This window comes from Saccharibacillus alkalitolerans, assembly GCF_011090185.1.
Lineage (GTDB): Bacteria > Bacillota > Bacilli > Paenibacillales > Paenibacillaceae > Saccharibacillus > Saccharibacillus alkalitolerans.
Map to the genome: position 1 here is coordinate 41378 of NZ_JAAFGS010000004.1, position 25385 is coordinate 66762.

The 25385-nt window shown below is 58.7% G+C and carries 18 protein-coding genes; 2 read left to right on the forward strand and 16 right to left on the reverse strand.

The window, feature by feature from the left end:
* From GYN08_RS12170 to uvrB, 3 genes are all read right to left on the reverse strand, one after another.
* The gene (locus tag GYN08_RS12170) at positions 1–1047 is read right to left on the reverse strand and encodes a S1C family serine protease (RefSeq protein WP_166274551.1); all 1047 of its coding nucleotides are present in this window, start codon (positions 1045–1047) and stop codon (positions 1–3) included.
* Positions 1048–1328: 281 nt separating this feature from the next.
* Complete coding sequence (gene uvrA, locus GYN08_RS12175; RefSeq protein WP_166274553.1) at positions 1329–4205, reverse strand: excinuclease ABC subunit UvrA; 2877 nt, start codon at positions 4203–4205, stop codon at positions 1329–1331.
* 415 nt (positions 4206–4620) lie between these two features.
* Positions 4621–6615 (reverse strand): excinuclease ABC subunit UvrB, encoded by a 1995-nt coding sequence (gene uvrB, locus GYN08_RS12180; protein WP_166274555.1) that lies wholly within the window; start codon positions 6613–6615, stop codon positions 4621–4623.
* A 440-nt stretch (positions 6616–7055) separates the two neighbouring features.
* Here uvrB and GYN08_RS12185 point away from each other — a divergent pair, with 440 nt between their 5' ends.
* Positions 7056–7835 carry a flagellar motor protein gene (locus GYN08_RS12185; protein ID WP_166274557.1) on the forward strand — a complete coding sequence of 260 codons (780 nt, stop codon included), beginning with the start codon at positions 7056–7058 and terminating at the stop codon, positions 7833–7835.
* Positions 7832–8650, forward strand: a complete 819-nt coding sequence (locus GYN08_RS12190; protein WP_166274559.1) for an OmpA/MotB family protein — start codon at positions 7832–7834, stop codon at positions 8648–8650. The genes GYN08_RS12185 and GYN08_RS12190 overlap by 4 nt, the downstream gene beginning before the upstream one ends.
* Before the next feature lie 89 nt (positions 8651–8739).
* Here the strand turns inward: GYN08_RS12190 and GYN08_RS12195 are convergent, their stop codons facing one another.
* The 13 genes from GYN08_RS12195 to GYN08_RS12255 all read right to left on the reverse strand — a co-directional run bounded on the left by GYN08_RS12195 (position 8740) and on the right by GYN08_RS12255 (position 25385).
* Complete coding sequence (locus GYN08_RS12195; protein WP_166274561.1) at positions 8740–10578, reverse strand: methyl-accepting chemotaxis protein; 1839 nt, start codon at positions 10576–10578, stop codon at positions 8740–8742.
* A 263-nt stretch (positions 10579–10841) separates the two neighbouring features.
* The gene (locus tag GYN08_RS12200; RefSeq protein WP_166274563.1) at positions 10842–12242 is read right to left on the reverse strand and encodes a PDZ domain-containing protein; all 1401 of its coding nucleotides are present in this window, start codon (positions 12240–12242) and stop codon (positions 10842–10844) included.
* A 68-nt stretch (positions 12243–12310) separates the two neighbouring features.
* Positions 12311–13762 carry a S41 family peptidase gene (locus GYN08_RS12205; RefSeq protein WP_166274565.1) on the reverse strand — a complete coding sequence of 484 codons (1452 nt, stop codon included), beginning with the start codon at positions 13760–13762 and terminating at the stop codon, positions 12311–12313.
* Between the two features lie 204 nt (positions 13763–13966).
* Complete coding sequence (locus GYN08_RS12210) at positions 13967–15349, reverse strand: M23 family metallopeptidase (RefSeq protein ID WP_166274567.1); 1383 nt, start codon at positions 15347–15349, stop codon at positions 13967–13969.
* 53 nt (positions 15350–15402) lie between these two features.
* Positions 15403–16311 (reverse strand): permease-like cell division protein FtsX, encoded by a 909-nt coding sequence (gene ftsX / locus GYN08_RS12215; RefSeq protein WP_166274569.1) that lies wholly within the window; start codon positions 16309–16311, stop codon positions 15403–15405.
* Complete coding sequence (gene ftsE, locus GYN08_RS12220; RefSeq protein ID WP_166274571.1) at positions 16301–16987, reverse strand: cell division ATP-binding protein FtsE; 687 nt, start codon at positions 16985–16987, stop codon at positions 16301–16303. The genes ftsX and ftsE overlap by 11 nt, the downstream gene beginning before the upstream one ends.
* A 407-nt stretch (positions 16988–17394) precedes the next feature.
* Positions 17395–18048, reverse strand: a complete 654-nt coding sequence (locus GYN08_RS12225; protein ID WP_166274573.1) for a type II secretion system protein M — start codon at positions 18046–18048, stop codon at positions 17395–17397.
* The gene (gene pilM, locus GYN08_RS12230) at positions 18029–19699 is read right to left on the reverse strand and encodes a pilus assembly protein PilM (protein WP_166274575.1); all 1671 of its coding nucleotides are present in this window, start codon (positions 19697–19699) and stop codon (positions 18029–18031) included. Before pilM ends, GYN08_RS12225 begins: the two co-directional genes overlap by 20 nt.
* Before the next feature lie 15 nt (positions 19700–19714).
* Complete coding sequence (locus GYN08_RS12235) at positions 19715–20470, reverse strand: prepilin peptidase (RefSeq protein ID WP_166274577.1); 756 nt, start codon at positions 20468–20470, stop codon at positions 19715–19717.
* A gap of 297 nt (positions 20471–20767) precedes the next feature.
* Entirely contained in the window at positions 20768–21280 is a 513-nt protein-coding gene (locus GYN08_RS12240; RefSeq protein WP_235946212.1) for a prepilin-type N-terminal cleavage/methylation domain-containing protein, read from the reverse strand.
* 135 nt (positions 21281–21415) lie between these two features.
* A complete protein-coding gene (locus GYN08_RS12245) occupies positions 21416–22624 on the reverse strand; it encodes a type II secretion system F family protein (protein WP_166274579.1) in 1209 nt (402 codons plus the stop codon).
* Positions 22624–23673 carry a type IV pilus twitching motility protein PilT gene (locus GYN08_RS12250; RefSeq protein ID WP_166274581.1) on the reverse strand — a complete coding sequence of 350 codons (1050 nt, stop codon included), beginning with the start codon at positions 23671–23673 and terminating at the stop codon, positions 22624–22626. Before GYN08_RS12250 ends, GYN08_RS12245 begins: the two co-directional genes overlap by 1 nt.
* Before the next feature lie 47 nt (positions 23674–23720).
* Entirely contained in the window at positions 23721–25385 is a 1665-nt protein-coding gene (locus GYN08_RS12255) for a GspE/PulE family protein (protein WP_166274583.1), read from the reverse strand.

The following is a 25385-nucleotide window of genomic DNA, read 5'->3' on the forward strand; positions in this document are numbered from 1 at the left end:
TCACTCTTCGGCCAATACGATCCGGCGTTCCACAATATCGCCTTCGGACTGCATCAGTACGCGCACGGCTTGTCCCGGCACATACTTCTTCATCAGCTCGTTCAGGTCGACCAAAGCGGTAATGCGATGCCCGGCCACGCTGTACAGAACGTCGCCTTTCTTGACTCCGGCTTTTTTCGCCCCGTTCGACAGCACTTCCTTTACGGTCAGCGGATCGTCCGAAGGAAGGCCTACGGTCGCCGAAAAGCTTTCTTCCAGCTCCAGCCCGAGTCCGGCGCGGATCACCTTATGCTGCTTGAACAGCTGATTGACGATGTACTGCACCGTATCGGCCGGAATCGTAAAGCCGGTATTGTCGATATCCACCGCCGCGTATTTCATCGAATTGATGCCCAAAATCTCTCCGTGCATATTCACCAGCGGACCGCCGCTGTTGCCGGGATTGATGGTCGCGTCCGTCTGAATCAGACGGTACTGCGCATTGGTCGCCCGGTTGAGGCCGCTGACGATGCCGACCGTGGCGGAATTGCGCAGCGACAGGGACACCGGGGTACCGATCGCGACGACCTGCTCGCCGACGAGCGTCGTTTCGCTTTTGGCGACAAATTTGGCGGGCTTGAAGCCGGTCACGTTGATATGGATCAGGGCGATATCGCTAACCGGGTCGCTGTACACTTCCCGCACCTTGTACGACTTTCCTTCCGAAGTCACGACCTGGATATTCTCCATGCTTTCCACGACATGCGCATTCGTGACGATCCAGCCGTTCGAGCGGATGATGACGCCCGATCCGTGGGCCAGCCCGTAGCCTTCTCCGCCTTCTTCCCCGCCGCCGCTCCAATCGTCCGCGGCATCCACCGGCACTTCGCCGATAATGCCCACGACCGAAGGCGACACCTGCGCGATAACCTGCGGAATCGTTTTGGCCGAAGCGGCTCCCGCCGTCTTGGCGGCCGAAGCCCGCGCTTCCGGGAAAAGGCCGATACCGCCGATCCCGATGGCTCCCGCTAACAGCAGGCAGGCCGCTTTTGTTCCCGTTTTTCTCATTCCGTCGACAACCCTCTTTCTTCGCATGTCCGGATTCCGGCACAATCTACCCCACTTTAACATACCCGGCAAGACAGCCGCCAAACCCGGATCGGACCGGCGGCAAATCCGAAACGGTGACTCATTATCCACTTTATTCCACGGAGCCGGAAAAATGAAGCTTTTTATGCCCGCTCCCTTATGTAAAAAAGAAAACGGCCGCTCCGGCAGCGGCCGTTTTCCGTTTCGCGGCTCCGGCCCGCCGCGGCACCGAAGCGAACCGCGGTTGTCCGAAAGCGAAATTATTGGCCCAGAGGCTGGCGATCCGGCTCAAGCTCCTGCCGCGTCCGCTGCGTGTCGCGTTCCAGTACCGGCGCCAGGTAGCGGCCCGTATAGGAACCTTCCACCTTGGCCACTTCTTCCGGCGTACCGATCGCCACGACGTCGCCTCCGCCGCTGCCGCCTTCCGGGCCCATGTCGATCAAGTAATCCGCCGTCTTGATGACGTCCAGGTTATGCTCGATGACGAGCACCGTATCGCCCGATTCCACCAGGCGGTGCAGCACGCTCAGCAGACGGTCGATATCGTCCACGTGCAGGCCGGTCGTCGGTTCGTCGAGGATGTAGATCGTCTTGCCCGTGCTGCGGCGGTGCAGCTCCGAAGCCAGCTTCACGCGCTGCGCTTCGCCGCCCGACAGCGTCGTCGCCGGCTGACCCATCTTGACGTAGCCGAGGCCCACGTCGAGCAGCGTCTGCAGCTTGCGGCTGATCTTCGGCACGTTCTGGAAAAATTCGACCGCGTCTTCGATCGTCATCTCCAATACGTCGGCAATGTTTTTGTTCTTGTACTTCACTTCCAGCGTCTCGCGGTTGTAGCGTTTGCCTTTGCAGACTTCGCAGGGCACGTAGATATCCGGCAGGAAGTGCATCTCGATCTTGATGATGCCGTCGCCCTTGCACGCTTCGCAGCGGCCGCCCTTCGTATTGAAGCTGAAGCGGCCTTTCTGATAGCCGCGCACCTTCGCTTCGTTCGTCGTCGCGAACAGGTCGCGAATGTTGTCGAACACGCCCGTGTACGTCGCCGGGTTCGATCTCGGCGTGCGGCCGATCGGCGACTGGTCGACGTCGACTACCTTGTCGACATGTTCCAGGCCGCGAATTTCCTTATGCTTGCCCGGTTTGACCCGCGCGCGGTTCAAGTCGCGCGCCAGCGCCTTGTGCAGCACTTCGTTGACGAGCGAAGACTTGCCGGAGCCCGATACGCCGGTTACCGTCGTGAACAGGCCGATCGGGATCTTGACGTTGACGTTGTTCAGGTTGTTTTCTTTCGCGCCGCGGATCTCGAGCCAGCGGTCGCCCGGCCGGCGCCGGTTCAGCGGCACTTGAATGAAGCGGCGTCCGCTCAAATATTGGCCCGTCAGCGAGTCCGGATTGTCCATGATCTCCTGCGGCGTTCCCTGGGCGATGATCTGTCCGCCGTGCACGCCCGCGCCCGGACCGATATCGATGATATAGTCGCAGGCCATCATCGTATCCTCGTCGTGCTCGACGACGATCAGCGTATTGCCGAGGTCGCGCATATGCGCCAGCGTCTTGATGAGCTGGTCGTTGTCGCGCTGATGCAGGCCGATGCTCGGCTCGTCGAGAATGTACAGGACGCCCATAAGACTCGATCCGATCTGCGTCGCCAGCCGGATCCGCTGCGCCTCGCCCCCCGACAGCGTGCCGGCCGCGCGGCTCAGCGTCAGGTAGGTCAGGCCGACGTTTTCCAGGAAGCCGAGGCGGCTGCATACTTCCTTCAAGATCAGGTTCGCGATGGAGCGTTCTTTTTCCGTCAGTTCGAGCTTGTCGAAAAACTCGGAGGCTTTGGAGATCGACAGATCGGTCACATGCGCGATGTTCTCGCCGCCGACGGTCACCGCCAGCACTTCGCGCTTCAGACGTTTGCCTTTGCATGTGCCGCAAGGCTTGGTGCCCATAAAGCCTTCGATATATTCCCGCATGCTCTCGGACGACGTATCGCGGTAGCGGCGCTCCAGGTTCGGAATGATGCCTTCGAACGCGACCGTCACTTCCTTGCTGCGGCCGAAGTCGCCTTCGTAGCGGAACTTCACTTTTTGTCCGTCGCTGCCGTAAAGAATCTTGTTTTTCTGATCTTGGGTCAGTTCGGATACGGGCACGTCGGTCGGAATCTTGTAATGTTCGCAGACCGCGGCCAGGAACTGGGGATAATAGTTCGACAGACCGCCGCTCCATGCGGTAAAGGCGCCTTCTTCGATCGTCTTGCGCTCGTCCGGCACAAGCAGATCGGGATCGACGACCATTTTGTGGCCGAGACCGTCGCAGTCCGGGCAGGCGCCGAACGGGCTGTTGAAGGAGAACATGCGCGGAGACAGTTCATCCATGCTGAATCCGCAGATCGGGCAGGCGAAGTTCGAACTGAAGCGCAGCTCTTCCTGACCGATGATGTCGACCAGCAGCTGCCCGCCGGACAGCTTCAGCGCCGTCTCGATGGAATCCGCCAGTCGGGTCTGCACATCGTCCTTGATGACGATCCGGTCGACCACGATCTCGACCGTGTGCTTTTTGTTCTTCTCCAGCTCGATGCTTTCCGACAGATCGCGCAGCTCGCCGTCCACGCGTACCCGGACGAAGCCCTGCTTCGAAATCTCGGTGAACAGGCTCTTATGCTCGCCTTTCTTGCCGGAAATGACCGGAGCCAGAATCTGCAATCTCGTCTTCTCCGGGAACTGCATGATCCGATCGACCATCTGTTCGACGGTCTGCGACGTAATCTCCACGCCGTGATCGGGGCAGTGCGGCTTGCCGATCCGGGCGAACAGCAGGCGCAGATAGTCGTAAATTTCCGTGACCGTGCCGACGGTCGAGCGCGGGTTGCGGCTCGTCGTCTTCTGGTCGATCGAAATGGCCGGCGACAAGCCGTCGATCGAGTCGACGTCCGGCTTCTCCATCTGGCCGAGGAACTGGCGCGCGTAGGCGGACAGCGATTCGACGTAGCGGCGCTGGCCCTCGGCGTAGATGGTATCGAACGCGAGCGAGGATTTGCCGGAGCCGCTAAGGCCTGTCAGGACGACGAAGCGATCGCGGGGGATCGTCACGTCGATATTTTTCAAGTTGTGTGCTCTGGCACCTTTGATTACGATATTTTCGCTTGCCACCGGCCTCAACCTCCACTGTTATGCTTTTTAATGCGACTTTTCGCGGGAATGCGGCTTGCCGAAAAAGATCGGGGGCCGGATTCAAAATACGCATGAGCCGGGAAGACGCTGCGTCTCCGGCCGTATCCTTACGATCGCGTGTTGAATTCGGATTTCTTTGATTTTATTTTTCATGGGGGAAATCCGAATTCAAAGGCGAACGCTTCGCTTCTTCAGGATACGGCCTGCGCCTTCGCTGCTGCCAGCGACATGTCTATTGAATCGTTGGCCTCTTCATCTTTTTGGGAAGCGCGGCTTCCGAAAAATCGGCTGTTACGGGTAGACAAAAGATTGCGCCCGCAGGGCTGCGGACGCTGTGTGTCGGATATATCGGATAGAATGAACAGGAATATCGGGATGAAAGACGCGATGCGGATCAATCGGCCGCCTTAAGCTCCAGCAGAGCGTCGCGCAGTTCGGCGGCGCGCTCGAAGTTGAGATTTTTGGCGGCTTCTTTCATTTCCTTCTCCAGGCGCATGGCCATCTTCTCGCGTTCCTTCTTCGTCATCTTGCCCTGGGCGCCGGACAGGAAGTCCGTTCCTCCCTCGGCCGCCTTGGTCGCCTCGATGACGTCGCGGACCTTCTTCTTGATCGTCTGCGGCGTGATGCCGTGCTCTTCGTTGTAAGCGATCTGGATGGCGCGGCGGCGTTCCGTCTCCTTCATCGCCTTGTCCATCGACTCCGTGATCTTGTCGCCGTACATGATGACCCGGCCTTCGGAGTTCCGGGCGGCGCGGCCGATCGTCTGGATCAGCGAACGTTCCGAACGCAGGAAGCCTTCCTTGTCGGCATCAAGAATGGAAACGAGCGACACTTCCGGCAGGTCGAGACCTTCCCGCAGCAGGTTGATGCCGACGAGCACATGGAATACGCCGAGCCGCAGGTCGCGCAGAATGGCGATCCGCTCCAGCGTCTTGATATCCGAGTGCAGATAGCGAACCTTGATGCCGATCTCTTTCAAGTAGTCCGTCAGGTCTTCGGCCATCTTCTTCGTCAGCGTCGTGACGAGCACCCGCTCGTCGCGTTCGATCCGCAGCCGGATCTCGCCGATCAGATCGTCGATCTGTCCTTCGGTCTTGCGCACCTCGATGATCGGGTCCAGCAGACCGGTCGGACGGATAATCTGCTCGACCATCTCGTCGCAGTGTTCGATCTCGTAAGGCCCCGGCGTCGCCGAAACGTAAATCAGCTGATTCGCTTTGTCCTCGAATTCTTCGAACTTCAGCGGACGGTTGTCCAGAGCCGACGGAAGCCGGAAGCCGTGGTCGACGAGCACGTTTTTGCGCGCTTGGTCGCCGTTGTACATGGCGCGGATCTGCGGCAGCGTCACGTGCGATTCGTCGATGACGATCAGCATGTCGTCCGGGAAATAATCGAGCAGCGTGTACGGCGTCGCCCCCCGTTCGCGGAACGTCAGCGGTCCCGAATAGTTCTCGATGCCGGAACAGAAGCCGACTTCCTTCATCATCTCGATATCGTAGCGGGTACGCTGTTCCAACCGCTGGGCTTCCAGCAGCTTGCCCTGCTCGTGGAATACGGCCAGGCGTTCTTCCAGCTCGCGCTCGATGTTTTTGATGGCGATCTTCATCGTTTCCTCGCGGGTAACGAAGTGGGAAGCCGGGAAAATGGCGATATGTTCGCGCTCGGCGACAATCTCGCCGGTCAGCACGTCGATTTCGGTAATCCGCTCGATCTCGTCGCCGAACAGTTCGATCCGAACGGCCTGCTCGTCGCGCGAAGCCGGAAAAATCTCGACGACGTCGCCGCGGACCCGGAACGTCCCCCGTACGAAGTTGATATCGTTGCGCTGATACTGAATGTCCACAAGCCGCGACAATATGTCCTGGCGAGACTTCTCCATGCCGACGCGCAGGGACAGCAGCAGGTTGCCGTACTCCTGCGGCGAACCGAGGCCGTATATGCAGGAGACGCTCGCCACGATCACGACGTCGCGCCGCTCGAACAGCGAGCTGGTCGCGGAGTGGCGCAGCTTGTCGATCTCTTCGTTGATGCTCGAATCCTTCTCGATATACGTATCCGAAGAAGGGACATAAGCTTCCGGCTGGTAGTAGTCGTAATAGCTGACGAAATAATCGACGGAATTGTTCGGCAGGAATTCCTTGAACTCGCTGGCCAGCTGAGCGGCAAGCGTCTTGTTGTGGGCGATGACAAGCGTCGGCCGGCCGAGCTTCGCGATGGTCTGGGCGATGGTGAACGTCTTGCCCGTGCCGGTTGCGCCGAGCAGCGTCTGGTGTTTTTTTCCTGCCCGCACCCCTTCGACCAATTCTTCGATCGCGGTCGGCTGGTCGCCCTGCGGCGAGAATTCCGAAACGATTTCAAACGGTTTGTTACTCATCACAATATCGCTCATTGGCCCTATTTCACCCTCATCATTTGAAGTGATAGTATTTGAACAGAGAATACGAAAAAAACCGGCGTATCGCTTTCGTTTGACACGCCGTCCGGATGCTTTATATTGTACATAACCACATTTTCGCGCGGAAAACGAAGCGGCTGCGGAGCCGCCCGTATTCAAAGCATGAAAATTGCCCGTCCTATCGGTTATTATGTCTGATGCAGCGATGATCGAAAAAGCCGAAAAAAACTTCGGGAACCGAGAAGCGAACCCAATCGTATCCTGCGAAAAACGGCGCTTCCGCCGGCGGAGAAAAGAGCCCCTTGGCGGTTTCGCTTCCTCTTAATAAGAATACGTGTTCCCGTTAAGTATACTCTTTTTCTCCATCCGTTGCAATTATTTATGAAAACGACACATGCTAATTTCAAGCTTGGGCTGCAGAGAGGAACGAACGTATGGACATCACTACGGTTATCGGAATCATCGCCGGATTCGCCGCGCTGATCGGAGGATTTTTATGGGAAGGCGGCGAGGCGGGAGGGCTGCTTCAAGGCGCCGCGGCGCTGATCGTTTTCGGCGGAACCGCGGCGGCGGTCTTCGTCAGCTTCCCCTGGAGAAGACTGCGGGCGCTGCCCGACGCGCTGAAGCTGGCTTTCGGCTCGCGCCGGGTGAACGCCGAGGAGCTGATCGAAGACATGGCCGGCATGGCTCAGACGGCCCGGCGCTCGGGCATGCTGGCGCTCGAACGGACGGCGGAGACGCACGAGAATCCTTTTATGCGCGAAGGCCTCGGTCTGATCGTCGACGGCGGCGATCAGCCGCTGATCCGCCAGATTCTCGAACTCGAGATCGACAAGCGGCAGGACAAGTACGACGGATACGCCAAAATTTTCGAATCGGCGGGCGGCTATGCGCCGACGATGGGCATTATCGGGACGGTCATGGGCTTGGTCCGGGTGCTCGGCAGCCTGACGGAACCCGCAAACCTCGGTTCGTCGATCGCCGTAGCGTTTATCGCCACCCTATACGGAGTCGCGAGCGCCAATCTGATTTTCCTGCCGATCGCATCCAAGATTCGCGCGCGCGGAGAAGAGGAGGTCCAAGTGATGGAGATGATGCTCGAAGGCCTGCTGTCCGTCCAAAACGCGGAGAACCCGAATCTGGTCCGCAAGAAGCTGGCCACGTATCTCGATGACTACAGGGAAGATCAAGCGGACGGAGCGGAGCTGCGATGAGCCGAAGACGCCGAAGACGCAAAGACGCCCCGCCGCATCAGCAGGAACGCTGGCTCATTACCTATGCCGACCTGCTGACGCTGCTGCTGATCTTTTTCGTCATCATGTACGGAGTCAGCACGATCGACGCGGAGAAGTACGAAGCCGTCTCTTCTTCGCTGCAGACGACGTTCCAGTCGGGCACCAACATTCTCGACGGCGGTCCCAAAATCGTCGGCGACAACGGACAGCAGCTGCCCGGCACGAAAGGAAACGCCCAGGGCGGAGCGACCGACGACGAACAGCAGGGCCAGGACGAACCGACCGCGCGCGAGCTTCAGTTCCGCGAACAGGAGCGTCAGCTGGCAAGCTTCCTGCAGACGATCCAGTCGTATGTGGCGGATAACGGGTTGGCGGACCAAATTTTCGTCGCCGACAAACCGCAGGGCATTTCGATCACTCTCAGCGACCGTTTCCTGTTCGACGTCGGGCGCGCCGATCTGAAGGAAGGCGCCACCGGCATTTTGGATCGTCTGGCCGCCCTGTTCGGTACGGTCGACGCCACGATCAGCATCGAAGGCCATACGGACAACCAGCCGATCACGGGCGGACGATACGCGGACAACTGGGAGCTGTCCGGCGACCGGGCGCTGTCCGTGCTCCGCTATTTTATCGACGCGCGCGGGCTTGATCCGACCCAGTTCCAGTACGCGGGTTACGCGGATACTCGCCCGGTCGGCGACAATTCGACGCCGCAGGGGCGCCAGCAGAACCGGCGCGTCGAAATTACCGTACTGCGTCAGCTGCAGTCGGACGAGGCGGCCGCGGCGCAGTAAGCCAGCGGCAAAATAAAAAGCGCGTATCGCCTTTTTCGAGGCGATCGCGCTTTTTTTGTCCTGTTCGAAAATCGGCAGGCGGGCAAATCTTAAGCGACGGGATTCAGCTTGTCCGTCTCTTCGGCATCATTCGTGTCTTCGCCGCCCGCTTGAATGCCTTTCGGAATGTCGGCATTCTCTGTAACCTCGGAAGCCAAAATCACCGCTCCTTCTGTCCCCGTCCCGTCCAGCGTAAAGCGAGAAAGAGCAGACTGAAGCCCTTCCGCAAGCTCGGACAGGAAGAGAGCCGAACCTTGAACTTCCTCCATTGTCGAGAGCTGCTCTTCGCCGGCGGCGCTGACTTCCTCGATGCCGGCCGCTCCCTGCTGAGCGATCGAACTGACTTCGCGCATCGCGTCCGCGATCCGCGAAGTCTGGCTCATCAGCAGATTGATCAATTCGCCGGCTTCGCCCGTTTCCTGCCGAACTCCGGTGACCGAACTGCGGATTCGGCCGAACACTTCCGAAATTTCCCGCCCGCTCTCCACGCCCCGTTTGGCCCGGTCGGCTCCTTCGTTAAGCGAAGTAACCGCCGCCTCCGATTCTTCCTGAATGGCGGCGATGATCCGGCTGATCGTTCGGGTAGAGTCGGCCGCGCTCTCCGCGAGCTTGCGGATCTCTTGGGCCACGACCGCAAAGCCGCGGCCGGCTTCTCCGGCGCGCGCCGCTTCGATCGAAGCGTTCAGCGACAGCAGATTGGTCTGCTTGGCAACCTGGTCGATCAGAACCGCCGCAGCCCCGATTTCTTCGGAACGGCCGCGCAGCCCTTTCACGACTTCCAGCGCATGGGCGACGCTGCGGTCGATCTCGTTCATGCGTCCGATCGTTTTTTGGACTTCTTCGCTGCCCCGTTCGGCCGCTTCGTTGGCGCCCTGCACGGAACCGGCAATTTCTTCCCCGGTTTTCCCGAGGCGGCGCATATTGCCCTCCATTTCGTCAACGAAGCCGCTGACCCCTACAATCGCCTTCGCCTGGGTCTCGAAACCGGCGGACAGCTCGGCCGAGGATGTCGCGATATGTCCCGCCGCTCCCGTCGTCTGTTCCGCGCTCGCGGCCAACTGCTGCGAGGAGGCGGACAGAGCAGAAGCGCTGTCGTCGACCTGGCGGATCATGTCGCGCAGACCGGCGATCATGCGATTGAACGACTGCGTAACCTGGCCGATTTCGTCGCGGAACAGATACGTGCCCTGCACGCTGAGGTCCCCGCCCTCCGCCTTCCGCATCATCTGCTGCATCTGACGCAGCGGATCGGATACAAGGCGCGCGATCAGCAGCCCTCCTCCGGCGATCAGCAGCACGCCGACGCCGATACAGATAAAGATCAAGAGGGTGGAAGCAGACGCCAGATCGAGCGAAGCCTCGTTATTGTTTTGCGCTTCCCGCAGAAGCTGAGTATTCAGCTTGTTCACGACCTGGTTGACTTGTTCGCGGATCGGCTGCAGCTCCGAGCTGAACATCCCGTAAGCTTCTCGGTCCTGATTGCGGGTCGCCAGATCCACGATCCGCGATCGAACGTTGAAGTAGTTCGGCGTCAGCTTGCTGTACTCGTCATACAACGCTTTCGCATCCGCGCTGAGCGCGATCTTTTCGAGTTCGGAATAAGCCATCGCGTTGCGCGCCGTTCTGTCGCTGATGCTCATCGACAAATTCTGGTTTGCCGTGTAGTCTTCGGTCAGCATCATTTCCATGACGTACGCTTCGATCGCGCTGTTGTTCGAGCTCACCTGCCCGATCGCGTTCAGCGAACGCAGATTGTTCTGATACATGTTCTCCGAAGCCGCCGCCATCTGCTTCATCGCGAAATACCCGGTGCAGCCCACGGCCAGCAGTATGATTCCGGACAACAGCGTCAGCAACAATATTTTCGTTTTGACCTTGAAATTCCGCATCTTGCTCATCGCCCCCCGGCTAGTCTAAAAGTCTTCCATTCGTTTGGATTTTCTTCATTCTATCAGTTCCCCGTAAAATCTGTGCAAGATTTTTATGAACAAAGGTCCATCTTTCAACTTTTTCATATAAGAACGAAGCAAAAAGGACAGAAGGAACCAACCAAAAGAACTACTCACATATCCTAAGGAAACAGCCCCTTAACGCAAAAAAAGACATGATTTCCTTAACAGGAAATCACGTCTTTCGCCCTTCGATCGTCTAGTTAATCTACGGGTGAAGAAGCGGCGGGAGAGGCTTTGCTCTTCCGATCCTCCAGCGGTTCTTCGGCGGTAAGAGTCTGACTGTCCGCCGAAGGAAGTCCGGCATCCGATGCGGGAGACGCCAGAAGTATCGGTTCGACTTCAATCCGCCCCGGTTCGGTATGCACGCTCCACAATCCCGGAAGAGAGAGCGGCCGGGAAGGACGCTCGGATAACGAAGCGTCGTCCGGCGCAAATACGAAACCGAGCTGGTGATGATCGCCCGCGTAAATCGGACGCTGCAGAAATTTGCTCTCCCCGCTGCGATTCTGCACTTCGAGCTTGCAAAACGCCGAATTGATTCGCAGCGCTTCGTGCATCTGCTGAGTCGTGCCGACCAGGCTTCCGTTCACTTTCAGCATTGTTTCGCCCGGCAGGATGCCCATGTCTTCGGCGGGACTGCCCGGCTGGACGGCCAAAATCTTAAGTCCGCGTCCCGAGTGCGCGTAGAGGGACGGCTGGCCGTCTTCTTCGCGAACCGCGTCGCGAATCAGCGCTTCGCGCAGAACGATGCCCGCTGCGGCGACGATGACGGTAATCGACGGCCAGAATACCGCGCCGGCCGCCAGAATCAGCAGAACCCCTCCGAACAGCAGCCCGCGCAGCGCCGTTCGGGAAGCTTTTCGTTCCGGCAGCTGTGTCCATGTCGCTTCCTGCATGCCGAACATGACCGGAAGCGACAGCAGCGTATAGCCCGCCGCTTCCGGCAGGCCCAACCAGCCGTTAAGCGGGGGATGCCAAGGCAGCGAGATTGCGCCGCCTTCGGCCGGAACAAGCAGCAGCGTCGGCGCCAACCAGAGCATGCGCAGCACGTAAGCTCCGACCGGACGGCCGCGCTTGCCCGGTATGTAAGTCGGCAGGGCAAAGTGCTTGCCCTGCAGAGCAATCAATGCGCTTTCCGTCAGATGCAGGAGAGCCGCCAAGACCAGCAGCGCAGGGATATTCAGACCCTGAATCGCGCCTAGCACGCTGCCCCCTACTCCCGTATCCGGCAGCCCGGGAATCCAGCTCAACGCGAACTGCAGCACGCCCAATGCGCCGACGGCGTAAGCAAAATTCGCAAAACGGATCCGGAACGCCAGCAGCACGAGCGCGGTAATCCATACCGCCGCCGCTCCGGACGGCGTCAGCGTAAAGCCGAGTCCGGCCATGATCAGCGATACGGCCGCGCCCGCGCACAGTCCGCCCAGCAGCGAACGCGCCGCCAGTCCCCCGTATCCGTGCAGACGGATATGAAAAAGCTTGCGCTCCAACATGCCCTGACGCCGATAATACATGAGCAGAATGAGCAGACCTGCCCAATAAAAAGGCTGAACAATCAATTCCAGCAGTGCCGACAGGATCATTTCCAAGTATTCGTTCATCGGTTTCTCCTTTTCGTCCCGCTTGTAAAAAGAGAAGGCTCGCGCCTTCTCTTCGTTAACACGCTGTTTTAGGAGTTCGACGCAGGCGCGAGCGTTTCCTTCTTCAGCTCGTCGATCGCCTGATTCAGCTGCTTGTCGTTGGCCTTGTCGGTGATCTGTTTCAAAATGGCCGCTTCGAGCGCTTCGGCCGTTTTTTTGTCGATCATGCCGCTGACCGTCAGCTTTTGCGCGGTTTGGAAAGCCTGTACCTGCTTTTTCGTCTCCGCATCGAAGTATCCGTCTTTGCGTTTGGCGTCATAGCCCAGTCCGCTCAGCATGATCTGCGCGCTCTTGACGCTTTCGTTGTTCATGTCGTACTTGAGCGTCTGTTCCTTGTCGATCGGAACCACCGAGAAGTAATCCGGCTGGCTGACCTTTTCGTCCGGCTTGATGCCTTTTTCGTGAATCCATTCCGCGTCCGGCGTCAGCCACTTCGCAATGGTCAGCTTAAGCAGCGTTCCGTCGCCGAGGCGATTCGGAATGCTTGTCTGAACGGTGCCTTTGCCGAACGAATTCTCGCCCATCAGCTTCGCTCCCGCCGACTCCTTCAGCGCGCCGGCCATAATTTCGGAGGCGCTGGCGCTGCCGCCGTTGATGAGCACCGTGACCGGGTAAGCTTTTTTCGATTTGGCGCCTGTCGAACGAACAGCCTGACGCGCTCCGCTCCGCTGCTCTTCCTGCACGATGATGCTGCCTTTCGGCACGAACTGCTCCGCCATGTCGACCACGACGTTGAGCAGACCGCCCGGATTGCTGCGCAGGTCGATGACGAGTCCCTTCATGTTCTGCTTTTCGAGCTTGGTCAGCTCTTCCTTGAAGCGTTCGCCCGTGTTGGACGAGAACTGCGTGACTTCGATCACGCCGACCCCGCCGTTTTCCATATGGGCGTTGACGGTCTCGAGCTCCACGTCGTCCCGCGTGATTTCGAATTTGATCGGGTCCTGCGTACCCGGGCGCCGGACCATGATGGTCACTTTGCTTCCCTTCGGCCCCCGGATCTTGGATACGGCCGTCTGCAGATCCAGACCTGCCAGCGATTTGCCGTCGACCGACAGCAGCACGTCTTTCGCCTGAATGCCGGCCTTCTCGGCCGGAGATCCCTTGATCGGAGACACGACCGTGACCTGGTCGTTCTTGAGCTCGACTTCGGCGCCGATCCCCGTGAACGAACCTTCGATCGATTCGTTGAATTCGCTGGCCTGTTCGGCCGGCATATAGGCGGAATAAGGATCGCCCAGCGAACCGACGATGCCGTTGATCGCGCCTTCGACCAGCTTGCCGTGATCCACGTCTTTATAATAGTTGTCCTCGATCAACTTGACCGCCGTATTGAGCTTGTTCAGTTCGCTCTGGCTTAGACCCGTGCTCGCGCTTGCTCCGCTGCTTGCGAAGATCGGATAATTCGTCAAGGCCAGCACCGCTCCCCCTCCGATGATCATTGCCACAATGACCAACAGAACCGCCGTCCGTTTTTTTATCATGGTGCAAGCCTCCTTGGAAATATCCTCAACCTGTGACTCCGACCGTTTACGGTTTATGCCGCGTTTCCCCGAACATGAAACGCGCTATAAAAATCGAAATGGCTGTGCTTCTTATTTTGGACGAAGCCTTCGCCAAACGCAAGACCCGCCCGGAACGCGCCGGGCGGGAATTCGGATGGTGCAAAGGCTTCTCCTTCGCCGGGCTTACCAGCCCAGGTAAGGCACCGGGTTGACCGGCTCGCCGTTGATTCTTACTTCAAAATGCAGGTGCGGTCCGGTCGAATTGCCGGTCGATCCGATTTCGGCGATCTTCTGGCCGCGCTGAACCGTCTGGCCCGGCGTCACCATAATGCCTCCGTCGCGGATATGTCCGTAGAGCGTCCAGACTCCGTTCCCGTGATCGACCACGACCGTATTGCCGTAACCGTTCCACCACTGGGCGACGGTTACGACGCCGCTTTCGGCGGCATGGATATCCGTACCCTGCGGAGCCGCCATATCGACGCCGGTGTGCTTCTTGACCTTGCCGGTAATCGGGTGCACCCGCGTGCCGAAGCCGGAAGACATCCGGTAGTGGTCCACCGGCGTCAGCATCGAACCGCTCGAAGACGATTGGCTTCCGCCGCTGTCCGGCAGGGGAGACGTATCTCCGCTGCTGTACGAATAGTCGCTCGAAGACTGCGCGGCTTCCGCCGCAGCCGCGGCACGGGCCGCCTCTTGTTCGGCCTGGCGCTGCTCCTCGGCCTTTTTCTCTGCCGCGGCCTGACGGGCTTTCTCCTGGGCGACGCGCAGCGCGGCTTCGGCCTCGGCTCTGCGGCGCGCTTCCTCGATCTCGCGCTTCTCGCGTTCCAGATCCGCACGCTTGGTCGCGAATTCGACGAGCATCGCGTCCTGCTCTTCGCTGATCTCGCCGGCTTCTTCGATATCGGCGTCGTACTGGGCGATCAGCTTGCGCTTCTCCTGTTCCTTGGCGTCCAGTTCTTTCTTATGGGCCTCCACCTGCGCGAGCAGCGTCTTCTGCGTGGCGTGCTGCATCTTCAGATCCGCCTGTTTTTCCACCACGATCTCCTGGTCGCGCTTCTGCTCTTCCAGAATGCTGCGGTCTTGGCCGATGATGCGCTTAATCGAATCGGCACGGTTCAGAAAATCGCCGAAATCGGCGGAAGCCATCAGCACGTCGAGGTAGGAAACGGCCCCGTCGGTATACATCATGCGGACCCGCGTATCGAGCAGTCCTTCGCGCTCGGAAATCCGCTTTTTGGCGGCTTCCAGATCTTTTTGGGTCTGCTCGAGCTGCATTTCGGTCTCCGACAGTTCCATGGTTACCTGGGTCAGCTTGCCGCCGACCACTTCGATATTCGCCAGCACCTGCTCCAGGTACTGGGACGTTTTGTTTTTGTAATGCTGGGCCGCTTTCTTGTCGGCCTCCGCCGCCTTCTTCTGCGTCTGTGCGTCTTTTTCCTGCTGCTGCAGTTTTTCGAGCTGGCGGTCGATTTTATCCGTCGAGCCCGAAGCATGAAGGCTGGCAGGCTGGACGATCAATGCGGCCAACAAGACGCCGGCCAATACCGAAGCTGTTTTTTTCAAAACGGGTTCCCCATCCTTTATTCCGAATTATCGTTGGCAGCCGTTCGCCAGCGTCAGACCTTCAAAAACTTGCGGATCGAAATCGTGCTGCCCCAGGCTCCGATCAGGAAGCCGAGACCGAGAATCAAAATGCTGAACCACAGCCAGATTTCCTGGAGAGGGATTAACGTGAACAGCGCCGAACTCCAGTCGGCGGCCGCCAGTTGAACTCTGAAATATCCGTATAATACAATCGCCAACGTCAAGGCCGCTCCGGTCATTCCCACCAGCACGCCCTCGATAAAGAACGGCCAGCGGATAAAGCGGTTCGTCGCGCCGACCAGCTTCATGATCGCGATCTCTCTGCGGCGGGCGATGATGGTCACCTTGATCGTGTTCGCGATCAGGAACATCGCCATGACGCCGAGACCCACGACGAGCAGCAGGCCGACGACGCGGATCGTCTGCGTCCACTGGAACAGTCTTTCCGCGGTTCCTTTTCCGTAATCCACTTCGTAAATCGGCTCGTTCGGATTCGAATCGTTGAGCGCCGAAATCTTGTCCGCCACGAACGGCACCGTCGTCGCTTCGATGACCTGAACCTTGAACATGTCGGGCAGCGGGTTCGTCCCCGTCTCTTCGTAGCCCTTCACCATCGCGTCGCCGAGCGTCTCGCGCATCGCTTCCAGGCCTTCCTGCTTCGACACGAAAGTCAGTTCCTGCACTTCCGGCATGTTCCGGATCTCCTGTTCGACGGCCTCGCGCTGTCCCTGCTCGATATCGAGGTTCAGGTACACGCTGATCTCCACCTGCTTGTCGACCTCGTCGGCCGCCCGGTCGAGGTTCAGCACGAGCAGCAGCGCGACGCCCAGCAGGGAGAGCGATACGACGATGGACAGCATCGAAGCGACCGACATCCAGCCGTTCCGGAATACGTCTTTCGTGCCTTCGCGAAGATGCCGCAGAAGGGTATTAAAATTCATAACCGTAATCTCCCCTCAGCTGGTCGCGGACGACCTGCCCGTTCTCGATCGCGAGCACGCGCTTGCGCATCGTGTTGACGATCTCCTTGTTGTGGGTTGCCATTACGATCGTCGTGCCCCGGAAGTTGATCTCGTCCAGCAGTTGCATGATGCCCCAGGACGTCTCCGGATCGAGGTTGCCGGTCGGCTCGTCCGCCACGATGACCGACGGATTGTTCACGATCGCCCGAGCGATCGCCACGCGCTGCTGCTCGCCGCCCGACAGATGCGCCGGTTCGCGGTTCGCTTTGTTCTTCAGCCCGACCAGGTCGAGCACTTCCATGACTCTCTTCTTCATGATCTTGCGCGGCGCTTCGATCACTTCCATCGCGAACGCGACGTTCTCGTAAGCGGTCAGCTTCGGCAGCAGCCGGTAATCTTGGAAAATGACGCCGATATTGCGGCGCAGCAGCGGAATGTTGCGCTGCTTCAGCTTGCCGAGGTTGAATCCGTTGACGGAAATCTGCCCCTTCGTCGGTACCTCTTCTCTATACATCAGCTTCATGAACGTCGACTTGCCGGCGCCCGAAGGGCCGACGACGTACACGAATTCGCTGCGGTCGATCTGGACCGAAACCCCTTTGAGCGCATGGGTTCCGTTCGGATATGTCTTCCACACATCCTGCATGTCGATCACGGTATCACTTCCCGAATTTGAATTTGCAGCCTTCGGCGCTTTGCGTCCCCCGCGCGCCTGTCGTTCCTTGGTACCGCCTGCATGCCGCGGTCTCTATATCCAGCCGCACAACCGCCCCTCGTCAATCGGTCGTGCCGCCTAAGCTCTTCTCTATGTATGTCATTGTAACAAATTTGTCCCTGCATGAGTAGAGACCCGGACTTCTCATAATGTCTAGGGCTATGGGGGAGGTTTTTCTCATTGTTCTTCCCTTGCAAAAAAGCTTCGGGCACGCCGGTAAGCGGCTCCGAAGCTTACGGGGTGCTCCCCCGGCATTCACGTTATAAATCCGGCGGACACGCCGGTTCGATCGTCCGTCCCCAGTATAACCGATGCCTCCGGCGCGCGTCCAGTTCGGTTCGGCGCCGTTACGGGGCAGGATCGGCAGATGTGTCGGTTCCGTTACTGTCCGGAACAGCAGCCGGGTCGGGAACGGCCGCCGAACTTTGAGGCAGGTAACTGGCGTTGAACGTGACGGTGGCCTCGAGCAGGGTTCCTTTGAACGCGTACGGCTTGGTCAGGGTAAACTGTTCGACCGAGGTGAGACGCGGAAGGTCTTGAATGGCGCTCATCCAGGCTTTGATCCCTTCGTAGCTGCCGCGGATATTCGCCGTCACATAGACCGATTTGACCTGCCCCGCCGCCGATGAACCTGCGCTTTGCGCCGCTTCCGAAGCTTGCGCCGTATTTTCGTCCGAAAACGAGGCGTCGGACAAGATCACGCTGGTCTCCAGCCCGACCTTGTACAGATCCGTCACGATTCGTTCCTGATCGGGATTGGCGGGCAGCTTGGCCGCGATTTGCTCGGCGCTGAGCTCCCCCGCTCCTACGGTCTTCAACTCGTCGATTTTTCTCTGATAAACGTCGTTCTCCTGCTGAAGCCGCGCGATCTCCGCCTCGTTCGCCGCGATATCTTCCGTTTGCGGGCGGATCATCAGCATGTAAGGCACCAGCAGCAGCAGGAACAGCACGGCTATGCCCAGCACCAGCGCCTGACGGTTATTATGGATTCGTTCCATCATTGACGCTTTCCTCCTGTGTCGTAAGATCCGAAGATGCGGCATCCGGCGCAATCGCGCCGCCGATCGCCTGTACGGAATCGGCCGCCGCGTCCGATCCGCCTGCCTGCGTTCCCGTCGAGATGCTGTACACCGCCGCATATAAACCGGTCGATGCAAGCGTGCTTCCGCTGCCCGTATCGGTTTCTTCCGCCAACGAAGAAATCGAGGCGCCCGAAACGAACGGCAGCTTTTTGAGATTCGCCAGGTAGACCGAGGCATCGTTAATCGTGCCCACATCGACCGTCAAGTCGACCGTGCTGTTTTGCGAGTAGGAAATATTCCGGATCACGCCGCGATCGGGAAGCGCCGCGTCAAGCTGTTCCAGCACCGACACCGCATCCATCCGCGACGCTTCCAACTGACGGATCAGCACTTCCGGCGAACCGCCGCTGCCCTGCAGGCCGGCCAATTCAAGCTGCTTGACCTGGCTGTCCGCGATAAGGCGGTCGATTTGCTCGCTTTGACCGGCAAGGTCGCTTTTTTGCGCAAAATAAAACGCGGCGACTCCGCCGACAGCCAGAATCCAGATCAGCAGCAGCGCTCCCAGCGCATACGGCAGCACCCTCGCTTCCCGGTCTTCCCGCGGCATCAGGTCGATCAGGCTGTTTTTATCGTCCCGCAGAGCGGCGCCTACGGCCACCCGGTAAAGGTTCAGCGAAGCGTCCGCGACTTTGCCCGGCGAAGATTCCAGCTCAAGCTCTTGAATATCGATCTCTGCCAGCGCCTGACGCAGTTCGTTCACGAGCTGTCCGCGGCTGGCTTCCGTCCCCGTGACTACCAGTTCCGTAATCCGGGCGGCTCCGTCGTGCAGGCTGTATTGATAGAAGTTGAGCATACGCGAAATTTCGGCGGTAATCTCCAGTACCTGCTCTCCGGACAGCCGGTCGTCGCGAAGCGCCGTTTTCTGATCCAGATACGATTGCGATTCGAACAGCGGCGCTTCTTCCACGATATCGAGCAGGTTGATCGTTCGCATGAATACCGGCTGGCCTTCGCGGAACATATAGACGTCGAGCTGCGAGTGTTCCAGATGAACGAGCATGGTGTCGGCAAACGACTGGCCCCGCGCGATTTCCGCCATGCGTCCGAGCGCCGTGGCGGACACTTCCACGCTCTCCGTCTTGATGCCGGCTTCGTCCAAGATCTCGACATATTCGGCGATCAGCTTTCGGGGCGCCGCGAAGACGAGCACCCGGGTCACTTCTTCCTCGAACCCTTCATCCTGAATCTGCATATCCCGGCCGATCGGAATGAAGTCGTACACCGGCTCTTCGAACGGCAGATGCAGGCCCGTCTCCACTTCGAGCGCGACCAGCTGCTGCACCTGCTTGGGCTGCACGGCCGGAATTCCCATTTTGCGGATAATGACCTGCGAAGGAGGCACGGACAGAGCGACCCGGCTTCCTTTCAGCCCTTCCTGCTCCGCCCACTGGCGAATCTGCGAGCGAAGCTTTTCCTCGTCGGCGATCTGGTTTTCGATGATGGTTCCGGGATCGAGCGGCAGGAAACTCTGCTTCTCGATTTCCCAGGTTTTATTGTTTTTGAGTTGAATGAAGCGGACGCCGTTCTGTTCGATCGTCAGTCCCGCTTTTTTGCTTCCGAGTCCGAGCATGCCTGGTGGTTCCTCCTAACCGATCAGCGAGAAATACCCGCCGATAATCTGCGTTCCGTAAAGGTAAGCGATCAATGTGCCCAGCGCCAGCCACGGACCGAACGGAACGGGCTGGCGGCGCTGCACGATTTTCGAAGCGATAAGCAGCATGCCGACGACCGTGCCGAACAAGCAGGCCAGCATAAAGGCCAGTACCGCCGGTCCGATGCCGAGCACGAGTCCGCATAGCGCGAACAGCTTCACGTCGCCCATTCCCATGCCGCCTTTCGTAAGCAGCACGATCAGCAGAATCAATCCGCCGCCGAACAGCCCGCCCAGCGCGTAATGCCACCAGGGCGCCTCCATAAAGACGAAGCGGAGCAAGATCAGAATCGGCGCGAAAAAGAGCAGCACTTTGTTGGGAATGAGCATGTATTTCAAATCCGCGACGGTGACAATGACGCATAGGCCGGCCAGCACGATGCCGATCGCGGCCGCCCCCGTCAAGCCGAAGCGGAGATACATCCATAGGAAAAGGATTCCGGTCGCCGCTTCGAACAGCGGATACACCGGCGAGACTTTGACTCCGCAGTGCCGGCATTTCCCTTTTGAAAACAGATAACTGAATACCGGAACCATGTCTTTGGCGCCCAGTCTGCTGTCGCAGCTGCCGCAGCGCGACGGCGGATGCACGATGGATTCTCCGACGGGAACCCGAAGGCCGACGACGTTGAAAAAGGACCCGAATAGCAGGCCGATGACGGTGATGTAGGTGGCGATGAAAATGGTCATGGTGTGCAGAGGATTGGAATAAAACGCTGCAGTCTAAAAGGTTGTTCCAATCGCTGTTACCCTCCAATTTCCTGATGAGATTAGGCAAAGGGTGAAATTGGAGGGTAAAGGCGACCGCTCCGCTTTTCCACAATCCTTTTAGCCTTCCGCTGAGATTCCAATCTTAGGGGTGGAGAGAGAAGAAAAGATTAAGAGATTAAAAGATAAGGGATAAAGAGAAACCGGAAAAACGGTGGGTTTTTCCGGTTTTTTGAAACTCTAACACAGTTAAATTAATCAAGCTTCATTAAAAATTAATTATTTTTTTTGACTTAAGATTTCTGCTGCTGTAAATGTTACTTCTCCATCAGCAGTAGTCAAAGCTACTGTGTTGAGTGAACCTGTGGCCGTATAGGTAACAGTACCTGCACTAATTGTCTTTTTGTTACTTGGCAGAGAGAGAGGGCTATCCAGGTATCCTTTAGTTTGCATATTGGCGACAGTTACACTTGCCCCTGCAGCTGCAGTAGTGCCGACAGCCGGAGTGAAGAATTGACCATTCTGTTCGCCTGTAATATACAATCTGGAAGCATCATAGACCTGTCTAGCGGTTGCTACGTCAGCGCTACTACGCGAATTGCTGATAATGTTACCGATCAACGGAATCGCGATAACCGCGATAATCGCGATAATAACCAATACCGCCAAGAGCTCGATCAACGTAAAGCCTTTTTCTTCCTTGCCCATTTTCGCCCATACGCGCTGCATGAACGTCGACTTGCGTGCTTCCGTTACTTCCACTTCGTTAACCGCTTCTACTGCCTGATTCATTGGGTTATTCACTCCCGTAAGTAAATTTCCGGATTGCTCCGGTACTGCCTGCAAGCCTCGTAACACAAGGCTTTATCGCGGCGCCGTACATATCCCGATCGTTCTCGAGCCCTTCATACGGAGCCGCGCGCTTTTTTAGGAAACGCTGCTGTACAGCGTGAACATCGGAAGCATGATCGCCGCCATAATCGTGCCGACCACCGCGGCCAGGAACACGATCAGCAGCGGTTCCAGCAGCGACTTCAACCGATCGACCGTGTTGTCCACGTCCATCTCGTAGAAATCCGCCACTTTGCCGAGCATGTCGCCCAGCGCCCCGGTCTCTTCGCCGATCGCGATCATTTGCGTGACCAGCGGAGGAAACACCCAGGACTTCTCCAGCGGAGCCGAAAGGGATCGGCCCTGGCGGAGCGAATCGCCCGCGCTGCGGATTACTTTGCCGATTACTTTGTTGCCCGCCACGTCTTCGACGATCGTCAGCGATTGAAGAACGGGAACGGCGCTTGCATATAATGAAGCGAACGTACGGGTAAACTGCGCGATCGAGCTCTTCTGGTTCAGCTTGCCGAATACCGGAATTTTCAGCTTCATGTAATCGATCCAGTAGGACCCCTGCTCGGTTCTCTTGGCTATGAAGAATGCAGCGGCCAGGATCAGCAGGGCGAGTCCCCAGAAGTACCAGTAATGCTGAATGCTGTTGCTCAGCGCCAGAACCGCTACCGTAATCGCCGGCAATTCGGCATCGAACGAATCGAACATCGTAATGAACTGCGGCACGATCGCCCAGAGCAGGTACACCGTCGACACGATCGCCAGAATCGCGACCGTCGCCGGATAAGTCAGCGCCGATTTTACTTTTTCGCGGGTAGAGTGCTGCTTCTCGAAAAAGACGGCCAGCCGCTCCAGCGTGCCTTCGAGATCGCCCGTCTCCTCCCCCGCCCGCACCATGCTCACGAACAGCGGCGGAAAAATCCGTTTGTGCTCCTGCACGGCCTGGGAGAACGGAATCCCTTTCAGCAGGCTGGAAGCCACCTGGATCAATGCGCCCTTGAGCGCCTTGCTCTCGGTCTGTCCCGCCAAGATCGTCGTCGCGTCCACGATGGTGATGCCGGCGCGGATCAGCGTGGCGAATTGGCGGCAGTAGATGATGAAATGGATCGACTTGACGGGATTGCCGATATAGATTTCTTTCGACAATACCGTATTGTTTTTCTCGACGAGCGAGAAGACTTTCAAGCCGCGTTTGCGCAGCTCTTCCATCGCAGAGGCTTTGTCGCTCGCGTTCAGCTTGCCTTTGAGATTCTTGCCGCCGCTGGTGCGTACCTGATATTCGAACTGCGGCATCAGGCGGTCACCTCCGTCATGTACTCTTTGGCCGCCGCCGGATCAACCGCTCCGCGCTGAAGCTGCTCGCGGATGTTCATTCCCAGCGTATGCATGCCGAACGCTTTGCCCGTCTGCATCACGCTGCGGATCTGATGAATCTTCTCCGAACGGATCAGGTTGGCGACGGCCGGCGTGTTGACCAGCACTTCGGTGACGCAGGTTCTTCCCTGCCCTCCCCGGTTCGGAAGCAGTCGCTGCGAGATCACCGCGGTCAGCACCGAGGCGAGCTGGGTGCGCACCTGCGGCTGCTGATAAGCCGGAAACGCATCGATGATCCGGTCGACCGTTTTCGGCGCGTCCGTCGTATGCAGGGTCGCCAATACGAGATGCCCCGTCTCCGCCGCGGTGATCGCCGCCGAGATCGTCTCCAGGTCCCGCATCTCGCCGACCAGGATGACATCCGGGTCCTGCCTGAGCGCGGCCCGAAGACCGTCCGCGAAGCTCGCGGTATCCAGCCCCACTTCGCGCTGATGCACCAGCGATTTGCGATGCTCGTGCATGAATTCGATCGGATCTTCCAGCGTAACGATATGCTTGCTGGTCTTCGTATTGATATCGTGGATCATCGCGGCCAGCGTCGAAGACTTGCCGCTGCCGGTCGGGCCGGTCACGAGAATCAGCCCCTGCGGCCGATGCGCCAACGACGCCAGCGAAGCCGGAAGCCCCAACTGCTCCATCGTCGGAATTTTTTCCGGGATGGAGCGCGCCGAGATCGCCGCATGGCCTTTCTGCCGGTAGACGTTGATCCGGAAGCGGTCCGCTCCCGGCAGCGCGTAGGCGAAGTCGATCTCGCCTTCGGTCCGGAAACGTCTCGACCGCTCCTCCCCGAGCAGCATCGCGGCCATCTCTTCCGCTTCCGCCGGACCGACCGGCTCCCCGCTCAGCGGCATCAGCGAGCCGTGGATCCGCACGCTGGGCGGCGCTCCGACCGCGATATGCAGGTCCGACGCTCCCTTGGCATGCATCTCGCGCAGCAGCTCTTCGATTGTCCGCGTTTGTTCGTTCATCTTCAGCAGCTCCTCCGCCGTTCATTCGAATCCCTTAATCCGACACCCTAGTGGGCAACCGTTTCTTTCATGACTTCCTGCAGCGTCGTAATTCCCATCGCGACTTTGCGGAATCCGTCTTCCAGCAGCGACGTCATGCCTTCTCTTTTGGCCGCTTCGCGCATGTCCTCGATGCTGCCCGATTCGTTGACCAGCCTGCGAAGCGTATCCGTCATCGGCATCACTTCGTGGATCGCGACGCGGCCCCGGTATCCCGTACTGCTGCAGTTGCCGCATCCTCTGCCTTTATACAACTTATCGGCGAAGGCCCCTTGGTTGCTCATGAGAATTTTTTCCTGTTCCGAAGGCGTGTATTCCGTCCTGCATTCCGGACATATCTTCCGCACGAGGCGCTGGGCGACGACGCCGATCAGCGACGACGCGATCAGGTACGGCTCGATGCCCATGTCCCGCAGGCGGCTCACGCTGCTGACCGCGTCGTTCGTATGCAGCGTCGAGAGAACCAGGTGGCCCGTCAGCGAAGCTCTCACCGCGATTTCAGCCGTCTCGGTATCCCGGATTTCCCCGACCATGACGATGTTCGGATCCTGACGAAGAATGGAACGCAGACCCGCGGCGAACGTCAGGCCGACGGCCGGATTCACATGCACCTGGTTGATGCCTTCGATCTGGTATTCGACCGGATCTTCGACCGTGATGATATTGGCTTCCTCGGTATTCAGGTGATTGAGCGCCGAATACAGCGTCGTCGTCTTGCCGCTTCCGGTAGGCCCGGTCAGCAGCATGATGCCGTACGGCCGCTCGATCATGTCTTTGAACACGGACGCGTTGCGTTCGTCGAACCCCAGCTTGTCCATCGACTGCACGCCGGTTGTCAAGTCAAGCAGACGCAGCACGATCTTCTCGCCGTGCACCGTCGGCAGCGACGAGACCCGGATATCGATCATGCGGTAGTCGACCTGCATCTTGATCCGGCCGTCCTGCGGCAGACGCCGCTCGGCGATGTTCAGCTTGGCCATGATCTTCAGGCGCGCCGTAATGAACCCCTGCATCTGCTTGGGAATCATCCGTTCCGTCCGCAGCGCGCCGTCGATCCGGTAGCGGATCGCCAAGTTGTTCTCGCCCGGATCGACATGGATGTCCGAAGCCCGCAGCTGGGCGGCCTGCTGGATCATCTGATTGACCAGCTTGACGATCGGCGAGTCTTCGTCGGTAATCTCGGTCTCCTCGATCTCTTCCGCGCTCGGCAGCTCGCCCATCATCTGGTTCATCGAGTCCCGCAGCCCGTAGTGCCGCGCGATCGCCCGCTGCAGCTCGTCGCGCGTGCAGATGGCCGGCTCGATGCGGAATCCCGTGCTCATGCGCAGATCTTCGATCGCGAAATAGTCGAGCGGATCGGCCATGGCGACCATCAGCTTGCCGCCTTCCTTCATGAAAGGGAGCACCTGATAGCGCTTGGCCATGCTTTCCGGAATGATCTGGGTAATCGCCGGATCGATCTGATATTTGAACAGGCTGACATGGGGAATGCCGAGCTGGAACTCCAGCACTTCGATCAGCTGCTGCTCCGTGATGGTGCCCTGGGCGATCAGATGGTCGCCGAGCTTGCGCTTGGTCTCCCGCTGCTCGACAAGCGCCTGCTGCAGCTGCTCCTCGGAAATAATGCCGTTCTCGACAAGCAGGTCGCCGAGCCTTTTCTTAATGATTGCCAT

Excerpts from the sequence above, each read along its gene's own strand:
- pilM (WP_166274575.1), bottom strand. The coding sequence starts at position 19,699 with ATGCTCGGACTCGGAAGCAAAAAAGCGGGACTGACGATCGAACAGAAC.
- GYN08_RS12255 (WP_166274583.1), bottom strand. The coding sequence starts at position 25,385 with ATGGCAATCATTAAGAAAAGGCTCGGCGACCTGCTTGTCGAGAACGGC.
- GYN08_RS12250 (WP_166274581.1), bottom strand. The coding sequence starts at position 23,673 with ATGAACGAACAAACGCGGACAATCGAAGAGCTGCTGCGCGAGATGCAT.
- GYN08_RS12235 (WP_166274577.1), bottom strand. The coding sequence starts at position 20,470 with ATGACCATTTTCATCGCCACCTACATCACCGTCATCGGCCTGCTATTC.
- GYN08_RS12185 (WP_166274557.1), top strand. The coding sequence starts at position 7,056 with ATGGACATCACTACGGTTATCGGAATCATCGCCGGATTCGCCGCGCTG.
- GYN08_RS12190 (WP_166274559.1), top strand. The coding sequence starts at position 7,832 with ATGAGCCGAAGACGCCGAAGACGCAAAGACGCCCCGCCGCATCAGCAG.
- uvrB (WP_166274555.1), bottom strand. The coding sequence starts at position 6,615 with ATGAGCGATATTGTGATGAGTAACAAACCGTTTGAAATCGTTTCGGAA.
- GYN08_RS12170 (WP_166274551.1), bottom strand. The coding sequence starts at position 1,047 with ATGAGAAAAACGGGAACAAAAGCGGCCTGCCTGCTGTTAGCGGGAGCC.
- GYN08_RS12195 (WP_166274561.1), bottom strand. The coding sequence starts at position 10,578 with ATGCGGAATTTCAAGGTCAAAACGAAAATATTGTTGCTGACGCTGTTG.
- GYN08_RS12245 (WP_166274579.1), bottom strand. The coding sequence starts at position 22,624 with ATGCCGCAGTTCGAATATCAGGTACGCACCAGCGGCGGCAAGAATCTC.
- GYN08_RS12240 (WP_235946212.1), bottom strand. The coding sequence starts at position 21,280 with ATGAATCAGGCAGTAGAAGCGGTTAACGAAGTGGAAGTAACGGAAGCA.
- GYN08_RS12200 (WP_166274563.1), bottom strand. The coding sequence starts at position 12,242 with ATGAACGAATACTTGGAAATGATCCTGTCGGCACTGCTGGAATTGATT.
- ftsX (WP_166274569.1), bottom strand. The coding sequence starts at position 16,311 with ATGAATTTTAATACCCTTCTGCGGCATCTTCGCGAAGGCACGAAAGAC.
- GYN08_RS12205 (WP_166274565.1), bottom strand. The coding sequence starts at position 13,762 with ATGATAAAAAAACGGACGGCGGTTCTGTTGGTCATTGTGGCAATGATC.
- GYN08_RS12225 (WP_166274573.1), bottom strand. The coding sequence starts at position 18,048 with ATGATGGAACGAATCCATAATAACCGTCAGGCGCTGGTGCTGGGCATA.